The 21,280-nt window shown below is 43.7% G+C and carries 19 protein-coding genes; 2 read left to right on the top strand and 17 right to left on the bottom strand.

What is annotated here, in order from left to right; all coding sequences use genetic code 11:
* Positions 1-69: 69 nt before the first annotated feature.
* Positions 70-1,368 (bottom strand): BNR repeat-containing protein, encoded by a 1,299-nt coding sequence (locus J7I42_RS11330; RefSeq protein ID WP_209138892.1) that lies wholly within the window; start codon positions 1,366-1,368, stop codon positions 70-72.
* A 37-nt stretch (positions 1,369-1,405) separates the two neighbouring features.
* On the opposite strand from J7I42_RS11330, the gene J7I42_RS11325 reads away from it, so the two are divergent.
* Together J7I42_RS11325 and J7I42_RS11320 are read left to right on the top strand one after the other, a co-directional pair.
* Complete coding sequence (locus J7I42_RS11325; RefSeq protein WP_209138891.1) at positions 1,406-2,179, top strand: Crp/Fnr family transcriptional regulator; 774 nt, start codon at positions 1,406-1,408, stop codon at positions 2,177-2,179.
* A 91-nt stretch (positions 2,180-2,270) separates the two neighbouring features.
* A complete protein-coding gene (locus tag J7I42_RS11320; protein WP_209138890.1) occupies positions 2,271-2,693 on the top strand; it encodes a DoxX family protein in 423 nt (140 codons plus the stop codon).
* Here J7I42_RS11320 and J7I42_RS11315 read toward each other — a convergent pair.
* The 16 genes from J7I42_RS11315 to J7I42_RS11240 all read right to left on the bottom strand — a co-directional run bounded on the left by J7I42_RS11315 (position 2,690) and on the right by J7I42_RS11240 (position 20,903).
* The gene (locus tag J7I42_RS11315) at positions 2,690-3,538 is read right to left on the bottom strand and encodes a fumarylacetoacetate hydrolase family protein (protein ID WP_209138889.1); all 849 of its coding nucleotides are present in this window, start codon (positions 3,536-3,538) and stop codon (positions 2,690-2,692) included. The genes J7I42_RS11320 and J7I42_RS11315 overlap by 4 nt on opposite strands.
* A 50-nt stretch (positions 3,539-3,588) precedes the next feature.
* Positions 3,589-4,695, bottom strand: a complete 1,107-nt coding sequence (locus J7I42_RS11310; protein ID WP_209138888.1) for a glycosyltransferase family 4 protein — start codon at positions 4,693-4,695, stop codon at positions 3,589-3,591.
* A 117-nt stretch (positions 4,696-4,812) separates the two neighbouring features.
* Positions 4,813-5,208, bottom strand: a complete 396-nt coding sequence (locus J7I42_RS11305; RefSeq protein WP_209138887.1) for a VanZ family protein — start codon at positions 5,206-5,208, stop codon at positions 4,813-4,815.
* Positions 5,198-6,589 (bottom strand): undecaprenyl-phosphate glucose phosphotransferase, encoded by a 1,392-nt coding sequence (locus J7I42_RS11300; RefSeq protein WP_209138886.1) that lies wholly within the window; start codon positions 6,587-6,589, stop codon positions 5,198-5,200. Before J7I42_RS11300 ends, J7I42_RS11305 begins: the two co-directional genes overlap by 11 nt.
* 98 nt (positions 6,590-6,687) lie before the next feature.
* A complete protein-coding gene (locus J7I42_RS11295) occupies positions 6,688-7,455 on the bottom strand; it encodes a WecB/TagA/CpsF family glycosyltransferase (protein WP_209138885.1) in 768 nt (255 codons plus the stop codon).
* A gap of 26 nt (positions 7,456-7,481) precedes the next feature.
* The gene (locus tag J7I42_RS11290; protein ID WP_209138884.1) at positions 7,482-8,012 is read right to left on the bottom strand and encodes an acyltransferase; all 531 of its coding nucleotides are present in this window, start codon (positions 8,010-8,012) and stop codon (positions 7,482-7,484) included.
* Between the two features lie 81 nt (positions 8,013-8,093).
* Positions 8,094-9,194, bottom strand: a complete 1,101-nt coding sequence (locus tag J7I42_RS11285) for a glycosyltransferase family 4 protein (protein ID WP_209138883.1) — start codon at positions 9,192-9,194, stop codon at positions 8,094-8,096.
* Positions 9,194-10,426, bottom strand: coding sequence for a glycosyltransferase family 4 protein (locus J7I42_RS11280; RefSeq protein ID WP_209138882.1), 1,233 nt, complete (start codon positions 10,424-10,426; stop codon positions 9,194-9,196). The genes J7I42_RS11285 and J7I42_RS11280 overlap by 1 nt, the downstream gene beginning before the upstream one ends.
* Positions 10,427-10,539: 113 nt before the next feature.
* Positions 10,540-11,709, bottom strand: coding sequence for a glycosyltransferase family 4 protein (locus J7I42_RS11275; RefSeq protein ID WP_209138881.1), 1,170 nt, complete (start codon positions 11,707-11,709; stop codon positions 10,540-10,542).
* Positions 11,706-13,172, bottom strand: coding sequence for a lipopolysaccharide biosynthesis protein (locus J7I42_RS11270; RefSeq protein ID WP_209138880.1), 1,467 nt, complete (start codon positions 13,170-13,172; stop codon positions 11,706-11,708). Before J7I42_RS11270 ends, J7I42_RS11275 begins: the two co-directional genes overlap by 4 nt.
* Positions 13,135-14,457, bottom strand: a complete 1,323-nt coding sequence (locus J7I42_RS11265) for an O-antigen ligase family protein (RefSeq protein WP_209138879.1) — start codon at positions 14,455-14,457, stop codon at positions 13,135-13,137. The genes J7I42_RS11270 and J7I42_RS11265 overlap by 38 nt, the downstream gene beginning before the upstream one ends.
* Before the next feature lie 18 nt (positions 14,458-14,475).
* Complete coding sequence (gene gmd, locus J7I42_RS11260) at positions 14,476-15,573, bottom strand: GDP-mannose 4,6-dehydratase (protein ID WP_209138878.1); 1,098 nt, start codon at positions 15,571-15,573, stop codon at positions 14,476-14,478.
* Between the two features lie 20 nt (positions 15,574-15,593).
* Positions 15,594-16,142, bottom strand: a complete 549-nt coding sequence (locus tag J7I42_RS11255; RefSeq protein WP_209138877.1) for a UpxY family transcription antiterminator — start codon at positions 16,140-16,142, stop codon at positions 15,594-15,596.
* Between the two features lie 149 nt (positions 16,143-16,291).
* Positions 16,292-18,697 (bottom strand): GumC family protein, encoded by a 2,406-nt coding sequence (locus J7I42_RS11250; protein WP_209138876.1) that lies wholly within the window; start codon positions 18,695-18,697, stop codon positions 16,292-16,294.
* Between the two features lie 14 nt (positions 18,698-18,711).
* On the bottom strand, positions 18,712-19,533 hold the full coding sequence (locus tag J7I42_RS11245; RefSeq protein WP_209138875.1) for a polysaccharide biosynthesis/export family protein: 822 nt from the start codon (positions 19,531-19,533) through the stop codon (positions 18,712-18,714).
* Between the two features lie 233 nt (positions 19,534-19,766).
* On the bottom strand, positions 19,767-20,903 hold the full coding sequence (locus J7I42_RS11240) for a mannose-1-phosphate guanylyltransferase (RefSeq protein WP_209138874.1): 1,137 nt from the start codon (positions 20,901-20,903) through the stop codon (positions 19,767-19,769).
* Positions 20,904-21,280 lie beyond the last annotated feature (377 nt).

Below are 21,280 nucleotides of genomic sequence, written 5' to 3'. Positions count from 1 at the left end.
CAGCCTGGTCATTCTTTGCCATTAATTGTCGCCGGTTTCTTCCGTGGTCCAGAAAGAAGGGTTCATAGTTCAGGGTTTCCATTCCAACACCTGAACGTCCTGCGGCTCAATAGCCCTGGAGGTTTCGGCATCGCCCTGTTCAACCCGCTCCACAAACAAATGCAGCACTTTATCCTTCCGCCATAGCTCTTTATCATAACTGGGTTCCCATAAGCCAACGGGTGTTGTGGTAAGGTGTTTAACCTGCCACTTCCCCTGGGTTATGTTGTCGCAAACGGAGATACTTACCTTATCGCCCTGCTCGGCATCACGGTAAATGAGGATGCCTTGCACCATGCCTTTTTTATTCAACACCAATAATTGTGGCCGGGATATGGGGATGCGCCGGGTGCCGGTGCCTGATAAAGAGAACGGGGTAGTACGATTGGAGATCTGTTGCGTGTTCCATTGATGGCCATTATGATATACCAGCCAATATTGCGGGATGGTACTGCTGCTATCGCGCCAATAGGTGGCAATATATGGATGCCCCGCTTCATCGGTGGTCATGGTGGTGGAGTTGATGAGTTCACTTTTCTGTGAAATGCGGCAGGCATATTCTGCGGTGGCAGCCGTAACAGGCAATACATATTTTTCACCCGTGCTCTTTTCCCAGGTACGCCCGCCATCTTTTGAGCAGGCATAGCCCATATCATGATTGGAAGCCACATCCGGGGATTCACGCCATACCCAGGAGATATGGATGGTACCTGTTTTATCAACGGTCAATTGCCAATAGGGACTGCGTTGCCCCTCTCCATTTATCCAGCCGTCCTGCAGTTGCGTCCATTCTTTTGTTTTAACGTTATAATGGTTCAGCATCAAACTACCATTGCCACTGGCGCCATCGCGGTACAGGAACAGCAGATTGCCATTGGGCAACCGGTAAAACTCAGGGTAAGTAACACTGTTTTCTTTTTTGCCGGTCATGGACAGTTTATCAGTAAACTGCAATGCCCCCGGACTTACACTCCGGATATAACGTAATGCATTGTTGTGATGGTCCCACGCAATATGCAGATAGCCTTCGCCGTCAGTCATAATGCTGATGGTATTGTGCGCATCGGAGGCTTTGCCGTTGTAGGGAGTGGTAACCACCGTCCATTTGCTGGAACCAATGGTCCTTTTACCAACTACCAGCCGTTGAGCTGAATCGTAATACGCGATATATTGGGAATTTTTATAACTGGTGAGGGAATTATGCCGGAAAATAACGGTATTGACGGAATTAGCGGCCCAGCCTTTACCTACTGTGGAAAGATGAACGCCCGTTTGTGCAATCGTTGAAACGGCGGCTAGCAAGAAGACCGCGCTGATGAGTTTGTGCATGGTGTAAGATAAGGAAAAAGGCAATGGGCAATGGGAAATGGCAGACGGCAGATGGCAGACGGCAGACGGCAGATGGCAGACGGCAGACGGCAGACATGGTCCTTCGCTGCGCTCAGGACCGGGAAAGGCCCGCCTTCGCCCCTCCTTCACTAAAGCTTCGGAGGACAAAGCAAGGCTACTGCGGACAAGCACGCTGAACGAAGAACCAGGAATAACTTACCTTACATACATGTTCAATATCATCAAACAATCCTTACAAAAAATAATGCCCTCGATCTCCGAAGAGGAAATGGTTTTCTTTATCAGTAAACTGGAACAAAGAACGATCGCAAAACATGATTATTTTGTAAAGGAGGGACAGGTGGCACACGAGATGGCCGTTGTGACCAACGGCGCTTTCAGAATGTATTTTACTTACCAGGAGCGGGAACAAACCGGTCATTTTATGTTTGAGGGACAATGGCTCGGCGACTATGAAAGCTTTCTAACCCAAAAACCGGCCATGAACAATGTGGAAGCATTGGAAGATAGTGAGATCTTTTGCCTGTCGTACGACAATATGCAGGCCCTGTACAGGCTGGGCGCTCATTACGAACGCTTCGGCCGGCTTATTGCCGAGTATGTTTACCTGGTGGCCATGAACTCCTATAAATCGCTGTTATTAAAAACGGCCGAAGAAAGATATATTGAATTATTAGATACGCAACCGAATGTTTTGGAACGGTTGCCACAACATTACATCGCCTCCTACCTGGGCATTCAGGCCCCAAGCCTCAGCCGCATACGAAATAAACTGGCCCAAAAGCGTTAACCCATGTTAAGAAACCGGCATTACTTTTTGCCATTGGTTAATTTTTTTCTCGCATAACCATACCAATTTTGTATGGACAATCTTTTATTTTATGGCATTCTTAATCGGACTTATTTCCTTTTTCGGGATCGGCTTTTTGATCAGCCTGTTATCAGGCAACACCTGGTTGCCCACGCTAAACGACAAAGGCGCCTTCGCCCTGGCGATGATGTTTATACTGGTAGGTATCAGTCATTTTGCAAAACGCGAAAAACTGGAAGCTATGATACCGCCCCACTGGCCTTACCGGCGTGCCATGAACTATATCAGCGGGGCGGCGGAGATTATATTAGGAATGTTGGTGCTATTTGCGGCTACCCGTACCTGGGCTGCTTACGGACTGCTTCTACTTTTAACAGCCGTATTTCCTGCCAACATATACGTTGCCCGTACAAAACCTACTTTTTACAATGTTTCACGGTTGTTCTTTCAACCTGTATATATGTTGTGGATCTGGTATTTCTGTTTGCGTTAATTGCCCTTTACGTCCACTAAATTCACCATGGTGCCAATTCCATCAATACTGATGGTAACGCGGTCATTGGGTTGTAAAGTAAAATCGGTTGGTGGTACCAGGCAGGTCCCGGTCATCAGAAAACAGCCAGTAGCAAAATCGCATTCCTTGTACAGGTAATCCACCAACTCAGGCAGCATCCGTTTCATACGACTAATGGTGGTACTGCCTTCATACATTTTTTCACCATTGCGATGTATGGTCATATAAATACCTGTTTCGGGTGCTATGGGTTGTGCCGGCACATACAGACAGGGCCCTAAACCCGCGCTTTTTTCATAAACTTTGGCTTGTGGCAGATACAGGGGATTCTCGCCCTCAATACTTCTCGAGCTCATATCGTTACCAATTGTATAGCCCTGAATAACACCGGCCGAATTGATGTACAAAGCCAGTTCAGGCTCAGGAACATTCCAGGTAGAGTCTTTACGAATGTATACCTTTTGTTCATGTCCAACTACCCGGTGGGGCAACGCCTTGAAGAATAATTCAGGGCGTTCTGCTTCATACACCCGTGAATAACAATCAGCACCACCAGTATCCTTCGATTCTTCCATCCGTGCATCGCGACTGCGCAAATACGTAACACCGGCAGCCCATACTTCCTGCGAACCAATGGGCGGCAACAATACCCGATGACATTCAGCGGCTTCCTCGTTAGTTATTTTCCTACCGTTTAAATATTCTTCCAGCAGAAAGGAGTATAAATTATCGCGGTTGATCAGTTTATCCCAGTCATGCTGCAATACATAATATTCCTCTTTAAACTGTAACAATATTCCTTTGCCTGTTTTATATAATTTCATATGTGCAGGGATTTTATTCCTGACACTAAAATAATAAATAAAAACCTTTCTTAATGCCCGGGTTTATCCTGTAATACCTGCTCAAAAATGTCTGTCATCCCTTCATAATATTGGGCAAGGGTATATTTCTGTATAAACCGCTCCCGGGCGCTATATCCCATTTGTATACGTTCTTTTTTATTTACTAATAACTGCTGCAAACGGGCAGTTAATTCAGGTACGCTGCCCGGCTGAACCAGCAGTCCATTCACGCCATCCTGTAAAATATCGGGAATCCCCCCAACGCTGGTGGCTACCACCGGTAAACCAAACTGCATAGCTTCCAGGATCGTTAGCGGAACGCATTCACTGAAAGAGGGCAATACGAAAATATCGGCCTTTGCCAGCTCCGCAAACTTATCGGGTCCAAACCTGGGTCCGGTAATATCAACCAGGTGTCCAATACCTGACCTGGCACAATATGCTTTAGCCTCATCTATAGTATAATCAACCGGCCCTCCCACTACACTTGCCGTGAAACGACAGCCCTGTTTATGCAATTCTGTTAAACTTTGCAGGAACACTTCTATCCCTTTATTTATAACCAGGTTGGAAAGATATAGTATGCGGGGCGCTGCCGGGTCGCGTTCAACGATCTGTTTGTTCACCACTTCAATACCATTGGGCAGAACAAATGGTTCCGGCTTATATACTGTACGAATGTCTGCCGTCAATTTTTTAGACAGGCAGATTATTTTCGTTTTCCTGAATGTTCTCTGCAACAACCATCTTTTGTGACGGGAATCCCTGGCCATTTCCTCAATCCCCCTTTTGTGGAGATGAAAAACAATGCGGCGGCGAAACAACTTGATAAGTGCCGTGATCAATGCATCCCGATAAAAGATCTTCCCTGTTGGAACGATCGTAAAATATACAAGGGATGGTCTGAAAGAAATGAGAACACCGCATAACCTCACCAGAAACCAAACCATATGCATCATTTTCAATGGTGTAATTTTGCCAATGTCATCCAACTTCTGCCCAAAATGCAGTGGTAAGGTCTTTATATCATATCTCGATTGCCAATGGGGGTTATCAACCGTGTGCTGATTCATTACGGTTACACCATGTACGGGAGGCGGAAGCTGAACAATGAATAATACCCTTGGTCTCTTCATCCGGAAATATTGATTAATGGGAACGATTGTAAGTGTCGTCGGTTAGGGAAAGAAGAATCTGATCTGGTATGGCAGCAATCGTTATAATAAAAGCAAGCAGATAAGGGATGGGCACGATCATGACCTGTAAAACAAGGAACAGATCAGGGTGGCAAGTGTAATACCCAGGAAATTACTGGTCATATCGAGTAAGGAAACAGACCTTCCGGGCACAAAGGATTGACATATTTCAAAAAGCCCGGAGGATAGAAATACAGCTATCCAGAATACGCCTTTATGGCGACCACGGCAAAAAGCAATATACAATAGAATGGTGATCACAAAATAATAGCCCCCGTGAAAGATCATATCGAGCCACCAATGATAATTGGCGCCAAAATAATGCTCGGGGTGAAAATTAGGCCATTCGCAAAATAATCCGGTTACAATCAACAAGGCGATAAACAGCAATACCTTTCCAGCGCCTTCACTTCTATATCTTTCTACTTTCGTCACGTTTGTCTTAGAATGCATTCTCTTCGCCTTTAATAGTGTTAAATACGGTCAGGAACATGATCTTCAGGTCCAGCCACAGATTCCAATTCTCCATATACCACAGGTCGTATTCAACCCGCTTCTTCATTTGGTCGAGGGTTTTTGTTTCGCCTCTGAAACCATTTACCTGTGCCCAGCCGGTAATACCGGGTTTCAGGAACTGGCGGATCATATATTCATCAATGATCTTTGAATAGTCGGCCGTATGTTTTAGCATATGCGGACGAGGCCCTACAATGCTCATATCACCCATCAATACATTCAAAAATTGGGGGAACTCGTCCAGACTGCTACGCCGCAGAAATTGCCCCAGTTTGGTAATACGGGCATCGTTCCGGGTAGCCTGCATGGTATTGGCATTATCATTCACCTTCATACTTCTGAACTTAAAACACCAGAAGGTTTTATTATCCTGCCCGCTCCGTTGTTGTCTGAAAAATATCGGTCCTTTTGATTCCAGTTTGATCAACAGTCCGATCAGGGGAACCAACCAGGAAAGAATGAAGATGGTAACAAGCCCGCTTACTATAATATCGAATACACGTTTTTTGATCTTGTTGCCCAGGTCATCCAACGGTTCTTTTCGTAACGACAATACCGGGATCTCGTTCAGATAATCCACATATACCTGCCGTTTTACCAGGGCACCTATATCTGGAACTATCCTGAAACGGATACAGTTTTGATCTGCTTTTTTGATCAGGCGGTAGATCCCGGGATTTTGTTCCGGTACTATGGTAGAATAAATTTCCGTGGCGCCATAGCGTTTACATACATCCAGTGCTCCATTGATATTGCCCAGAATGGGATATCGCGACAATTCATGGATGTTCTCCACTTCTTCACAATAACCAACAACTTCTTTATTAACACCGTCTTCTTCCAGGTAATCAACCAGCCGTCGCGACAGGTCGTTGTACCCCAGCACTACTACTTTATGTGAAAAGGAATCGCGCTTTTTAAAATAATGGTATACGGCCAGGTATAAAAACCGGTTACAGGTTAGCAGCAAAGGAATGCCACACATGATCACAGCAATAAATAACCGGGAAATTATAAACCAATGGGAGAAGAACAAAAACGCACAGATCAGGAGCATAAAGTACAGGAAGGCCTTGGTAGACCGTCCGGCAAACAATTCAAACGTAAATATATTCCGCTCATGATATACGTTGTTCGAGAAGGCTACTATTAGCCAGGCTACAGTTAAATAAACGCCAAAATAAGTATATTCTACATACGCTTCAATCAGCATTTCTCTTCTGAAAAAGAACCGGGCTATAAAGAACACCATGTTTATGGCCACCAGGTCCATCGCCAGCAAAGTCAACTGCAAATGGCGCAAAAATCTGCTATTCATATGTCATTGTTAATGGTGGGTTATCAATGGTAAGTAGTCTGATTGTGAGTGGTGAGACAACTTTATCAACCCTTTCAACTTGTTAACTTGTCAATTGGTCAACTCCCTGCAATTCTCCTCACACCATGTACCTTAAAAATCTTTTTAAAGAACAAGTATATAAACAAGGAATTAGTAACAACATATCGTTTAAACAGCCGTCTCGGCTCCTGCATCAACCGGTACAACCATTCCAATCCCATGCCCTGTAACCAGCCGGGTGCGCGCTTTTGCATGCCCACCATAACAGGTAATGCACCACCTACGCCGATCATCACGGCATTTATCCTGCCCTTCATAGAGGCCATCCATCGTTCCTGTTTGGGACAACCCAGGATCACCAGCACTACTGCAGCGCCGGAGTTATTGATCTTCTCCACCAGCTGATCTTCTTCCTCAGGCGTAGCTGGTCTGAATGGCGGACTGTACATACCGGCGATGGGTAAATAGGGAAATGCATAACGCAAATAATGTTCTGTTTTTTCCAGCAAGGCAGGCGTGCCGCCATAAAAGAAAGCCGGCAATCTTTTCAACATCATTTGTTGTAAAAGGTCCGGTAACAGGTCCATACCGGCTACACGGTCCTGCCGGATGCCATATACATAATTTAGCACCCAGGTAAGCGGTTTGCCATCAGGGGTAACCATGGTAGCATCATTAATTATGCTGTTGAATGATTTGTCTTTGTAGGCCTCGATGAACATGTGTACATTAGCTACGCACACATTGGCGCTTTCTTTTTGATGCGCCATCGTAACAATGTTACTTACAAAAGAAGAATAGTTGCCCGTTGTAATACCAAAGTTGATAATACTTTTCCTTTCCATACCAATAAGTATTTTGGGGATGAATTTTACAGTTTGCCGTAATATTTGGATTGAACCAGTTTCAGGTGTGTTTCCAGGTCCAGTGGGTCGTCGAACCTGCTTCTTACTTTACGGGCAGGAACGCCTGCATAAATTGAATAGGGCTCTACATCTTTTGTTACCAGCGAACCAGCGCCAATAATGCTTCCTTCACCAATTTTCACACCACACAGTACCGTAGACCCATATCCGATCCACACATCATCTTCGATGATGGTGACCATTCCGAGACCTTTCCAATTATATGCAGGATCCCTGATCTGTTCTGCCAGGCGTATGGGTACCCCTGGTTTCTGATAGTGATGATCGTAGCGTCCTATAATGGCTACTCTGTTTCCAAACATGACATTATTGCCTATAATTACATCCGCTTCAATAAAGGAATCCCTCCCAATATAAAAGTTACGCCCAATCACAACCTTTTGCCTTCCCCAGATCCGCACCCGTAAACCGGCATGAAATCCTTCTGCTATATCGTATCGCCGGTATAACACCTTGCGCAGCAAAAGATCTCGCATTTGCCTGATTACATTTATAATCGACATATTGATTATTTAGCGGGTTTGTTTTAACTAAGCAGTTTGATCAGCAGCAATTGATCAGGAATAGCTCAGCGTATTCATTACTTGATGCATGCCGGCACATACTTCCAGCCGGGTAAATTTCTTAGCGATCCTCCGGTTATTCTGCGACATAGCATTTCGTAATGCATGATTATCGTATAATGTATTTATTGCTTTTGCCACACTTTCCGCCGATTGTCCATCTACCCATAACACGTTTTCGGGTTCCGATAAATGATCTTTAGCGGCCCTGATGCAGGAAGTGATCACCGGCAAACCGGCCGCTACCGATTTAAACAATGCCATGGGAAATCCTTCACTATCATAGGTCGGAAAAGCAAGCATGTCGGCATTGGCGTAAAAGTGATCGCATTCGTGATCGGGAACAAACCCCGGGAAACGTGTATAGGCAGTTACACTCAATTCTTCAGCCCGCTTTTTCAAGGCTGCCATATCAGGACCATCGCCTACAAAAATGAACTGACAATCTTCCCTGCCCGAAAGCATGGGAATACTTTCCAACAAACTGAATACACCTTTTGCACGTACAATACGACCGGCAAACAATATCTTGAACTTGTCCTCATCCAATGAATATTTTTCCCGGAACGCGAGTGATGCCACCGAACGGCCTGGGTCAACTATATTGGCTGTGACAAATACTTTCCGTGCTAATTCGGGATCATATTTCCGCACCAACTCTTTCTCATCGTTCGATAAAAAGAACCATGCCACCACCTGTTTCCTCAAAAAGGGGATCAATAACCGACGGTAAAAGAATTCCTCCCGTTGTAATATGGAGATATCGGAACCATGCGTTTTGATCACAATTTTTACTTTGCGGAAATAAAAAAGTCGAATGATCAGGATGGTTATAAAATCACGAACAGAACCAACCGGTTCAAACCGCGAGTTGAGGTATAAGAAATGCGGTTTAAAGGAATAAAGCTCCTTTACCACATTAAATGCTTTTCCCACGGTGCCCCATACTTTTTTGAGCTTGCCGGCAGTAGCATCATTTCGGCCATAGGTAACAGGTTTACAGGAATACCCCAGATCGGTGAAACCTGCAATTTCATCCTGTGATAAAAGAACGTGATGTTTTGGCGGTACCCCCACCAAGATCCGTTGAGCCATTAATTGTAGAATTGAGAGGTTATTAAATGCACTTTCCGCTCCCAGGTATTGCTCTTGGCATAGTTATATGCATTTACCGAGCACTGTTTTCTGAAGGCGGTATCTTCATGCAACCGGGTTATTGCTTTGGCAATGCCCTGTGCAGTTTCTTCTTTTGTGGTAGGTTTTACTTTAATGCCGCAATCACTACTGACCGCCAACGAAGAGCCATGCAGATCGAGGCAGATAATGGGCAGGCCAAAGGCCATGGCTTCATTCAACTGGGCCGGACAGGAATCGCGCAACGAGCAGAAGATAAAGACATCTGCCTGTTCATAGTGATGAACCACCTCATTAAAAGGTATTTGTCCCAGTATACGTAAGCGTTTCGGGTCCAGTCCGTATTGTTCTATCCAACCTTGCAGGAACTGGTATTGTTCGCCGCCGCCAACGATCGTGAAGGTGTATTCAACATCTTCAGGCACCAGCGACAACGCGTGCAGGATCAGGTTCAACCCCTTGCGCGGTAACATTCTGCCCACCCACAACAGATTTATCTGCTTGCCTGGCTTGCGGTCAATGTATTCCATGTGCTGCATGGATAAAGGGATCGCATTATCCAGGATCAGATGAATGTTTTGCGGAGCTGTCGTTTTTATCTTCTGTACAATATTGGCGGTATCCTGGTTCGTTACCAGAATATGATGTGAACGGGTAACCGTGTTCTTTAAGTTAGCACTGAATTTTATACTCAGTTTCGAGATCAGGCTGCGGATCTGTTCAATTTTCCAGGCCTGGCCAAAATATTCTTTAAACGCAGGCAGGGCCTCCTGTCCGCCCCCAACGGGGCCAAAGATGATGCGGGTATCTTTTAGCTTCCATAAGAAAGTACCCTGTTGAAAGCTGCCAAACGTTACGTGATGCGCCACATTGAAATGCATTTTCCGGTGTAATTGCATGGCGATACGGGCGGCCTTTTTTCGCCACAAATAGTAATGCAGGTAAATTGTTTTGGAAGAGGCATTCAACAACCTTTTATCAAGGTTAAACTTCAATTCCACAAAAACAATGTGCAAATTGGGCAATCCCAGTTTTTGCAATTCTATTTCTGTAGCTTCTTTGTCTTCTACATTAGTTAAACACCATACATCATACCCTTGCAATGCCAGGTTCAACGCCCAGCTCCAACCGTTGCCAGGTTCGCTTCCTCTAATAGGCGAACAGGCATACGCACTTAATAATACTTTCTTCATGAGAATATTGTTGTTTGCTTTGCTATCTCGGATCTAAACCGTTTCTAAATGCTTGCAGTCGTTTCTTAATGGAGGTCTGTATTCACTCTCCGCCAGCTGGCGGACCGGGTGGGTTACGATGCGTAGGCGTGCAACAGTATCTCTGTATTCCTGTTCCACAAATCCTCAGCGCGAGTACTATTGATATTTTGGGCCAGCACTTTATAATGGTCATTACGTAATGCAAAGCACATACCTTCCGCCAGCTTTTCCGGATCATTGGGCGGAACGAGTAAGCCATTCACATTTTCATTGATAAATTCGGGAAATGCCCCCACATTGGTGGCGATCACCGGAGTGTTGAATCCAAAGGCGGTCATCAGCACCCCACTTTGTGTAGCATCTTTATATGGGCAAACAATAAATTTCGATCTCTGTATCAATTCAGCCAGTTCTTCATTGGGAATATGTTTATCGAGCAGCGTGATATTATTCTTATACTTCTTAATCAATTCCTCATCAATATTAAAGTCATGCACCGTTTTCCCGGCAATGATCAATTGCTCATTGGGAAACTCATTAAATACAGCCGGCATAGCCTTTAACAGATCATCAATGCCTTTGTACGGCGATAGACGGCCAAAGAAAAGGATATGCTTCTTCTGCACTTCAGAATCCGACTTCACCATATTTTTCAAAAACCCGTAAGGGCTCATCTGCAGCACTGTTTTATGCTGCTTTTGCTTTTTATAATGTTCCTCAAATTGCTGTTTGGCAAATTGAGAATAGAACATGTATTTCTTTTTACCCGGTATACCGAACATGAAAGTGCGGGGCAGCGTTACCTTCCAGCTGTCTTCCCCGGTATGGGGAACCGGATCATGAATGGTGATACACACATTCTTGAACGCCTTCAGGTAGAACAACATCCCGATAGTGCGCAAGCCGAAAGTCTCAAAATGGAGAATATCCGGTTTAAACTGCCGGATGTATTTCCAGGTATCGAACGAGGCCTGCAACGTACTGTAGGAGAACCCGGTCCTGTGCGGGTGGATCACAAAGTGAACACTGGCCGTTCCGGTAAAATATGGTTTCAGGCTCTCATAACACCGTTTGGTAAGTATTTCCTCTGGTGTAACCAGTGTTTTCTTTTCGGGGAATTTATCAATCTCCAGCACGGTCAGGTTCTTGCCGTGGGGCGTTAATTCAATCAACACATGTAACTGTACATGCTTCTTCAACACATTGATCAACTCAATGGAGATATCCAAAAAAGCAACCTGCATGTAATACACTACTGTCATGGTAAACTATTTTCTGGTTTTGTATTGGGAGAAAGCTGAAAATTGAAAACCGGTAATTTTATAAAAGCCAATCCCAGTAGCAACCAATATCCTGTGAATAATGCTACTGGCGGGAATTTCATTGATAAGAATACATAAATACCCGCCAGTGAACCGGTGAGCAAATAGAACCTGAGTACATGCCCCATGGTAACCATCTTCTTTCGCAGCAACAACACATCCTGACAAATATGAAAGATGAGGAATGAGAAAAAGATGGAAAGGTTTACCGTAGTAAGGTTTTTTACAAACAGGAATCCTATAAAACAAAAAACTACGTTCAGGATCAGGCTAACCACATTAAACCACATATCAGACCGTTCCCTGTTCATTGCTACCAGCACATTGGCTTGTAACAAGGCAGTGGGGAAGATCAGGATGGTCAGGAACATTTCTTTGGTGAATACCCCGGTACCATTGTAGGTACTACCAAATGCCCAAGGGATCAGTACATCGGCAAATGAATAAATAAAGGTGTAGGTAAACAGGCCAAACAGTAAGTAGTAGTTAAATACTTTCTTGTAATAATTCTGGAAGTCAAGCCCCGTACCTGTTTTAAAATGCTGCACCAGTGCCGGGAAAACCGACATGGATACGATCAGCGGCAGGATCTGCGCTATGGAAAATACCCGGAACGAGATCTCAAAATTCGCAACATCGGCCAGCGACAGTGTTTTTGAGATAATGATGTTGGAAATGCGCCAATAAGCAATTGACACACTGCCAATAATGATAAAAGGCCAGTTGGCAAATACGATCTTTTTCACTTCGCTACGCGCCAGCGGATACCTGAATAGCGACCTCAGACTGATGGTCTTTGAAGAGCCAAAGGCGAGGAAAAAATTCAGGGTGATAAATCTCACCCCGATTAATAATAGGCAGAGGGTCGTAATGGAAAATGGATAAAGAAATAGCAAGCAACCGCAAGCAAACCTGAGCACCGAATCGATGATCAGGATAATAAAGGTTTTATTCTGGTTAAACTCGGCAATGTTCAACGACTTGATAGCATATATGATGTTATCAAAAATAATGTTCACTCCCAGTAAAATGATCAGGTATTGCAACACAGGATCACTGTACAACAGGAAGGCTACAGCTATGTTGCACACATAAAAGAATACACCGCTGTATAATTGTATTTTCACAAACCGGCTAACCAATTCCTGTTTATCGGTTATATCAACCAGCTCCCGCGTAAACCATTGCCCCAATCCCATGGTTGAAATAGCCGCCAAAAATTGATAGACAGTATTGGCAATTAAGAAAAAGGCAAATTCATTGGTTGTGTATTTACGCGCTACAATCACAAAAAACAGGCTGAGCAATACACTTTGAAGGCCATTGGCCGTAATTCCCCAGAAACTGTTTTTTATCAACCGCGACTTAAACAGGCTCTCCGCTAACTTCATCAGTTTGTTCATCAACAATTTTTGAACGATTAGATAAATAGATCAGGAATGAACACAAGCAGATCAGCACGATCAGGTTCCTTCGATCAGTGATGGAATACAACGACACAAACGACACCAGCCAGCTTATTATAGGCGCTATAAATAACAACACCCGTGCATCTGTTTGCTTTTTCACCCAGGCCCGGATACCACCTACAGCAGCGCCAATTATAAGTACGAAGACTATTAAAAATGCCGGGCCACCATATTCGGTGAGTATTTTTAAATATCCATTCTCTGGCTGATCAAGAAAAATGATCTCATTTTCCAGTACCAGGTATTGGTCCTGTGCATACCGGGATACATAATCCTGGTAGTTGCCAATACCAATGCCTAAAGCAGGATGTGCTTTATAAATATTAAAGGCTTCTTTCCAAATGCTGGCCCTGAAATCGAGTGAGTTATTGATATCATCATCCCGATTAAATACAACAAGTGAATGGGAAAATATAGCGATCAGGACCCCACCCGCCAAACAACCTGCAATGATGTACTTTTTAAATTGCATACCGGCAAACAATAACAGGAATAACACGCCGGCGCTCAATCCCAAAAAGGCTGAGCGGCCGCCGGTTAAGAACATTGCTACTGCTACCGATAAAAAAAGCAACAGGTTTGTTAATGCCGGCCGTTTTACATTCTTGTTATTCAACAGGAACAAAAAGCTCAGCATCGCCAGGAACTGTCCGTATTTCTGTGAATCGTGGAAATAGCTGGGATATCTAATACCGTTTACATCCTGGGTATTTTGGTTCAACTCTGAATACAGCTTAAAGTCGAGCCCAACCACCAGCTGTACTGCCAGGAACGCCATGGAAAACAAACAGGCAAATTGTAACCCCCGCACCATTTTATTGATGAACTCATTATCCTGTATACACTCCACCATCAACAGGCGGGCGTAAATAAATACAGGGAACACCGATAAAAGCGACAGCAGGGAATTGGTGATGAACGAGGAGGTTAGGCTGCCAAGCAGCAGTAAGAAGATCAACGTACAAAAACCACCAAAGTAAAACCTGTTTGGTTTATAGATGCTTAAAAAATCCTTATATCGCCAAAACAGCATTATATAGGAAAATGCATCAAACAGGGTTAAGCTTCCAAATTGCCAGGGCGTAACCTTAAAATCTATCAGCGGCAGCACATACACCATATACAGGAGATAGGTGCGCCGGGGCTGCTTGCTGAGTAGTGCTAAAACTACAAAAACCAGGATGGCTGCGGCGGTTAATACCACCATCAGAGATTTCATATCTTATAGTTATTTTGATCAGCTGATCAAATGTTCAAATTGTACTTTACCTGCTTTCTCAAATTCCAGTATATCACAGGCTACCATTTCTTTTACCAGCATTTGCAGGTCGTATTTTGGTTCCCAACCCAACTTTTCTTTTGCTTTGGTAGCATCACCGATCAACAGCTCAACTTCCGTAGGACGGAAATATTCCTGGTCTACAGATACTACCTGTTTACCTATTTCCAATTGGTAACTGTCATTGGTGCAGGCAACTACTATACCTTTTTCATTTACGCCTTCGCCGGTAAACTCCAGCATAATACCCAATTCGGCAAAAGCCATTCTAACAAATTCCCGCACTTCAGTAGTAGTACCGGTGGCAATTACAAAGTCTTCAGGTTTGTCCTGTTGTAAAATGCGCCACATAGCCTCTACATAATCTTTTGCATGGCCCCAATCGCGTTGCGCATTCAGGTTGCCCAGGAATAAACAATCCTGCAGGCCAAGGGCAATGGCGGCTACTGCACGGGTTATTTTGCGGGTAACAAATGTTTCACCGCGCAACGGACTTTCATGGTTAAACAAAATTCCATTGCAGGCGTACATGCCATATGCTTCCCGGTAATTTACGGTGATCCAGTAAGCGTATAATTTTGCTACTGCGTACGGACTGCGTGGATAGAATGGCGTGGTTTCTTTCTGTGGCACTTCCTGCACCAGGCCATACAACTCGGAAGTAGATGCCTGGTAAATACGGGTCTTTTTCTCCAGTCCCAGGATCCTTATCGCTTCCAGCAACCGAAGGGTACCAATACCATCTGCATTAGCGGTATATTCAGGGGTATCAAAACTCACCTTTACATGGCTCATCGCAGCCAGGTTATAAATCTCATCAGGTTGCGTTTCCTGGATAATTCGAATAAGATTAGTACTATCGGTCATATCGCCATAGTGCAGACGGAAGCGTACTTCTTTTTCGTGGGGGTCCTGGTACAGGTGATCTATGCGATGGGTATTGATCAGCGACGAACGCCTTTTTACGCCATGCACCATATACCCTTTTTCCAATAATAATTCCGCCAGGTACGCACCGTCCTGACCATTAACACCTGTAATGAGCGCTGTTTTCATATTCTATTTTGAGGTCTTATTTATTTAAAAAGTACATTATAAAAATAGTTGGCACCGTAAGAGGAAGCGACCGGTATGATCTCCACATTGTTCTTTTCCACTTCCGCGGTCATAGCATAGCCGAGGGTAGGCAGTTGTACTTTTACCGTTTTGCTTCTCACCTCTATTACCTCCCCTTCCTGCGCCATTAAAGGGCCGCTGGAAATGCGCACGCGGTCGTGCATGTTTACGTTTATCTTCTCCAGTTGTACATTATGGTATTCATCGAGAAATTGTTTTATAGTGTCAATTTCTTCATCCCGGATAACAGCTGGTTGACCCAGCCAGTACACGAAATTGAGAATACCCTCTGTTTGCTTTATAGTTAAATGTTCTTGCAGTGTTGTATGCACAAAAACATAGGATGTAAATAATGGCTCCAGAACCAGTTTCTTTCTATCAGCCCATTGACGAACAATTTTGTTCATTGGGCAATAGTGTTCAATGTGCTTTCTTCCCAGCAGATCGGCTACCTTCTTTTCCCAGCGTGGCCGTGTATATACGGCGTACCATTTTTTATTTGTATCCATATGCTTCAATTGATTTTGAGTTAAAAACAGGCTCCGCCCAACTCAGTTACAGACGCTGTAACTGGCAATTAATTTTCAATGTGTTGTATTAAGGTCGTAGCGAGAAAGTGAGCCGTTCGCCTGTTGACGGACGACCCACCTGTTGTAGTCTATATTGGCTTAAATGAGGATGTCTTTTTACTACTTCTCTTTTCTTTATAAACATAGCCATCTCCATAACCGTAGCCATAACCGTAATGATGTTTACCAAAACCGCGGGGACGGATGCCATTAAATACAATGGCCATATTCTTCAGGATATTCACTTTGCTGCTCTTATCTAATTGTTCAACCAGCACTTTTGGCGTATGCCTGTGTCTGACAATATAGAGAGTAGCGTCGCATAAAGGCGAAATGATATACGCATCTGTTACCGGAGCAACCGGGGCTGAATCGATGATGATATAATCAAAGATGCCATCAAGGTAATTCAGCAATTCAGGCAATCGGTTATTCATTAAAAGCTCAGTTGGGTTTCCCGACAATGGACCCGCAGGAATAAAGAATAAGTTGTCATTTAATTCCGTGCGTCTGATGATCTCTTCCGGTTCGCGGGTCCCCAGCAGGTAACTGGACATCCCAACCTCTCTGTCAATGCTCAGGTGTTCGCTAATAGCCGGGCTATGCAGGTCCATTTCCAGCAATACTACTTTTTTACCTGTTAATGCCATGCTCAGTGCGAGGTTGGTAGCAATAAAGCTTTTTCCTTCACCTGAAATACCCGAAGTAACCAGTACTTTCTTATGTGTGGTATTAATACCCAGGTAATTGAGCGCCACCCGTAGTTTACGGAACTGTTCGGCCACAAACGTGCGGTTGTTTGCTCCTATTACGATCGGTTCTTTTGTTTTACTTCTGGAGACCTCTGCGATCACCGGATGACTTGTCAGTCGTTCAATATCCTGGCGATACATGATCTTCCGGTTGAACAATTCCTTCAGCGTTACCCATACCACAAAAAATGCCATGGCAACTACTATAGCAATTGCAAATACGATCGGCATTTTTGGACTTACCGGCGCTACTGTTGAAGAAGCGCGGTCAACCACGCGGCTATCAGAAACATTGGCTGCATAGGAAAGCGCGGTCTCTTCTTTCTTCTGCAACAGGAAAGCATAAATGCTTTGCATGGTATTTTGCTGACGGCTTATTTCTATCAGGTCACGTTCCTTTTTAGGAATGGTTTGTAATACGGAAGTATAGGAGCTGTTGGTGCTTGCCAGGTTCGATTTACTGGCCTGTAAGTTGTGCCGCTGGTTTTGAATGTTTTCCAGAATGCCGGGTTTTATCCGGTTGATCTGGTCAGCAACTGAGGTCAGCAATGGATTACCTTCACCAGTTGTAGATTTCTTCTTTTCGTATTCCAGCTCCTTCTCATATAATTTATCAAGCAGGCTCGATAACACAGGGTCAGTTACGCCTAATGTAGAAGGTGCAATACTACTGTTGCTATCTTTTTGCTTTACATAATGCTCTACCTGGTCCAGCGCAGCCAGTTTCATATCGATCTCACTTAACTTCTGGTCGTTCGCGCTTACATTTTCCAGGAACAATTTACCCTGCTCACTTACATCCACGGCCTGCTGTGATGATTTATATCCTTCAATCTTTTTCTCAATACCGCTCAAATCACGCGATACGTGGTTCAGGCGGTCTTCCACAAACCGGAGGGTGTTGGCCGCCAGGGTGTTTTTATCCTTAAGCATCGCCACGTTATAGGAAGTCAGCAATGTGTTCAGGATATCTTCTCCCCGTTCGGGCACCTCATCCCGGATGGAGAGGTTGAGAATCGATGATAATTTACTAGCCGATGCAATGACCAGCCTGTTCTGAATATCGGCAATTACCTTTTTGGGTTGTTGTAAGGAGAAATAGTATTGTCCGTTTGATACATAAGTTGAATCTTCTAACCGGGGGTTAGGAGCAAACTGTAATGTACCATACGGCGTTTCTACCCATTCGTTTAGCGGATAACCTGTTGTACCCAGCACTACTTTCTGTTGAGCCCTGTCATACACAAAAGGCACTTTCTTAACTTCTCTTAAATAGTCAGGTTTTTGGGCCTGCACAATTACCGGTGAAGTTGTGTAAGCAGGAAGTCCGCCTGGTGAAACGCCTTTTTTTGATAACCAGGCAGTGTTCGTCTCCAGCCAGGAATCGATCTTTCTTTCTTCAAATACAGGTGCGTACAGTTGTAGATTGTTTACTACTTCTTTTACGAGGCTGCGGGATGATAGGACCTCCATTTCATTCTCCAATATCTTTTTAGTAGATATCAGGTTGAGGGACTCAAGCCCTTTGGAATCTTCTACCCCTTTCTTTTCATCTTTGATTAATAACCGTGCGGTGGACTCATACTTTGGAATAGCAAACCGCATGTACAGGCATGCCCCGCCCACTGCCAGTAACAACAGAAAGACAAACCAGGGCCAGTAAGAAGCGTAACGGTTCCATAACTGGGCAGCGCTGGTTTCCTTGCTCTCCATCTCCAGTCCGTTTTTGTGCGTCACTTGCATAAAAAATATTTTTCTTATTTGATAATTCTGTCTGCGACAATTATTCCCAATGACAAAGCACTTAATAAGATCGGTATCCAGGTGTTTGTTCTGCTTGTGCTGGCCACTTTCGCTTTATTTGGTTCCACATACACCACATCGTTTGACTGTAAATAATAGTATGGGGAAGTAAATAACTCTGTAGAATTAAGGTTTAACCGGTGAGTAACCTTTTTACCACTTTCGTCCCGGATCACTAATACGTTATCGCGCTGGGCATAAATGGTTAAATCACCTGCCAGCCCCAGCGCTTCCAGCAAAGTGATACTTTCACTGGGCACTGTAACTACGGTTGGATGCGCAACTTCGCCCAACACGGTTACTTTAAAATTGAGAAAACGAACGGCAATAATAGGGTCCACCAACAGCTTTTTTTCGACCAGTGTTTTGGTGATCTTGTCTTTCAATTCTTCTTTGGTTAAGCCAGCGGCTTTTATTGTTCCTAAAAATGGGAATTGAATATTGCCTTCCCCATCAACGAGGTAACCATTAGCTGGTGTAGTGGTAGCAGTTGGTTGGGAATTATTATTATTACTGTTATTGGCCCCACCGGGTTGATTGAATACCGCAGATGCTTCCGGATTCAAACTGCTAACAGTTATATTCAACAGATCATTGTTTTGTATAACCGGCTTAGGCATGGCCGGAGGTTGAAAAGAACCGGTTTGCTGACCGGAAAAATATACCGCCTTGCGGGTGTTTGTACAGGAGGTTACACCAACCAGTATAAATAATAAAATGCAAAAACCTTGTATGGCACGCCAAGCAAATGGCTGCGTTCTATTGCTATAACCCATATATGTTATTTAGTTTTGCTAGTAAAGCATACAGCTACAGAGGATCCTTCCTCAATAAATCAGGTGCTACGCCAAAGGCAGGGAGTTTTTTAATTTCAATCGTTAGAGATCGTTAAGATCAGCTACATCTATCAAAAAGCTTGCACATTATCAGCTATTATCATATTATTTTTATATGCAAACTGTGGATAACTCTTGTTCATTAATGATTATCAGTACACAAACCATTCTAATTAATAAACACGTTCAACTACAGCCGAGGCCGGTTTTACCTTGTTGTTAACAGAATATAAATAGCGTTCACCTTTCAACTTCTTTACTTCATTCACGTATTGCTTTATATCCTGTTCCTTTTCTTTCTGGCAGATCAACAGTACATCTGTTGTATCTACTACTATATAATTATTCAGGCCTTGTAATACCACCAGTTTTTCATTCGAAGCATGTACAACGCATTGTGTTGTATCTATTACCACCACGCCATTCCCCGCTACTGCATTTTCACGAACATCTTTTCCCATATTCTCCCAGGCGCTGTTCCAGGTGCCCAGATCGCTCCATCTGAACGATGCCGGAATGATAAAAACATTGTTTGCTTTTTCCATTACCCCAACATCGATGGAAAGATTTTCGCACACCGCGTAGATATCGGCGATGAGTAGTCTCTCAAAACTTGTTCCAAGCCAACTTTGCTTCTCCTTAAACAATTGATACAGATCGGTCAGATATTTTTCAATTGCATTTATAATTGATCTTGCCTTCCACACAAAAATCCCCGAGTTCCACAGGTATTCCCCACTGTTAACAAATTTTGCCGCGCGTTGCGCATCTGGTTTCTCAGTAAAGGAAATAACCTGGTGAACCCCATCTTTATCTGCATCCTTATTAAATTGTATATATCCATACCCAGTATTGGCATAGGAAGGCTTAATACCGATAGTGAGAAGGGCGTCGCTTGTTTCAATGAACTGCAATCCCTGTAAACAAACGGCTTCAAATTCCTGCTGATCGAGTATCAGGTGATCGGCAGGCGCCACTATAATAGAAGCATTTGAATCTCTTTGAAGGATCTTGAAGGAGGCGTACGCAATACAAGGTGCTGTATTTTTTCTTTCAGGCTCACTTAAGATATTCTCTTTGGGCAACAACGGTAATTGCTTTTCTACAATACCGGTATAATCTGTGGAAGTAACTACATAAATATTTTCCAGCGGCGCTATTTGTTCAAAACGACGAAACGTTTGTTGGATCAACGTTTCACCCGTTCCCAAAATATCGAGGAATTGCTTGGGATAGTCTGTTCTGCTTACTGGCCAAAAACGAGAGCCAATACCACCCGCCATTATTACCACATAAGTTGATCGTTGCATACACGTTTTGTTTTGTTTAGCGAAAATGAATGCCCTAACAAACACGAAACAGTTTGTGAAATGTTAGTAGCAATCGTTAATAATTGAAATGGAAAAACTAATATCCCCCATCGAAGCAACTCATGTCCTACACACTCTAAAGAATTTTAGTGGTCAATCTCCAAAGGTTTGCATGGAACCCGTCACCATAATGCAAATGATAAGCCTCAATTATAATATATAGTTTATTACAATATAAAGAGGTAATCAACAAAAACTGACCGTGGTTATGTGTAATAAAATACTCAAACCCCATTCTCTTTGACTGAAATGATCAAAAAGAATGGGGTCAGGAAAAAATTACCCAATATTATTGTAGATTATTATATAACTGTTAT

The sequence above is a fragment of the Niastella soli genome (assembly GCF_017742245.1).
GTDB lineage: Bacteria > Bacteroidota > Bacteroidia > Chitinophagales > Chitinophagaceae > Niastella > Niastella soli.
Note: the sequence above shows the minus strand (reverse complement) of the source record. Positions and strands in the feature narration are given on the sequence as shown.

Excerpts from the sequence above, each read along its gene's own strand:
- J7I42_RS11330 (WP_209138892.1), bottom strand. The coding sequence starts at position 1,368 with ATGCACAAACTCATCAGCGCGGTCTTCTTGCTAGCCGCCGTTTCAACG.
- J7I42_RS11325 (WP_209138891.1), top strand. The coding sequence starts at position 1,406 with ATGGCAGACGGCAGATGGCAGACGGCAGACGGCAGATGGCAGACGGCA.
- J7I42_RS11320 (WP_209138890.1), top strand. The coding sequence starts at position 2,271 with ATGGCATTCTTAATCGGACTTATTTCCTTTTTCGGGATCGGCTTTTTG.
- J7I42_RS11315 (WP_209138889.1), bottom strand. The coding sequence starts at position 3,538 with ATGAAATTATATAAAACAGGCAAAGGAATATTGTTACAGTTTAAAGAG.
- J7I42_RS11310 (WP_209138888.1), bottom strand. The coding sequence starts at position 4,695 with ATGAAGAGACCAAGGGTATTATTCATTGTTCAGCTTCCGCCTCCCGTA.
- J7I42_RS11305 (WP_209138887.1), bottom strand. The coding sequence starts at position 5,208 with ATGCATTCTAAGACAAACGTGACGAAAGTAGAAAGATATAGAAGTGAA.
- J7I42_RS11300 (WP_209138886.1), bottom strand. The coding sequence starts at position 6,589 with ATGAATAGCAGATTTTTGCGCCATTTGCAGTTGACTTTGCTGGCGATG.
- J7I42_RS11295 (WP_209138885.1), bottom strand. The coding sequence starts at position 7,455 with ATGGAAAGGAAAAGTATTATCAACTTTGGTATTACAACGGGCAACTAT.
- J7I42_RS11290 (WP_209138884.1), bottom strand. The coding sequence starts at position 8,012 with ATGCGAGATCTTTTGCTGCGCAAGGTGTTATACCGGCGATACGATATA.
- J7I42_RS11285 (WP_209138883.1), bottom strand. The coding sequence starts at position 9,194 with ATGGCTCAACGGATCTTGGTGGGGGTACCGCCAAAACATCACGTTCTT.
- J7I42_RS11280 (WP_209138882.1), bottom strand. The coding sequence starts at position 10,426 with ATGAAGAAAGTATTATTAAGTGCGTATGCCTGTTCGCCTATTAGAGGA.
- J7I42_RS11275 (WP_209138881.1), bottom strand. The coding sequence starts at position 11,709 with ATGACAGTAGTGTATTACATGCAGGTTGCTTTTTTGGATATCTCCATT.
- J7I42_RS11270 (WP_209138880.1), bottom strand. The coding sequence starts at position 13,172 with ATGAACAAACTGATGAAGTTAGCGGAGAGCCTGTTTAAGTCGCGGTTG.
- J7I42_RS11265 (WP_209138879.1), bottom strand. The coding sequence starts at position 14,457 with ATGAAATCTCTGATGGTGGTATTAACCGCCGCAGCCATCCTGGTTTTT.
- gmd (WP_209138878.1), bottom strand. The coding sequence starts at position 15,573 with ATGAAAACAGCGCTCATTACAGGTGTTAATGGTCAGGACGGTGCGTAC.
- J7I42_RS11255 (WP_209138877.1), bottom strand. The coding sequence starts at position 16,142 with ATGGATACAAATAAAAAATGGTACGCCGTATATACACGGCCACGCTGG.
- J7I42_RS11250 (WP_209138876.1), bottom strand. The coding sequence starts at position 18,697 with ATGCAAGTGACGCACAAAAACGGACTGGAGATGGAGAGCAAGGAAACC.
- J7I42_RS11245 (WP_209138875.1), bottom strand. The coding sequence starts at position 19,533 with ATGGGTTATAGCAATAGAACGCAGCCATTTGCTTGGCGTGCCATACAA.
- J7I42_RS11240 (WP_209138874.1), bottom strand. The coding sequence starts at position 20,903 with ATGCAACGATCAACTTATGTGGTAATAATGGCGGGTGGTATTGGCTCT.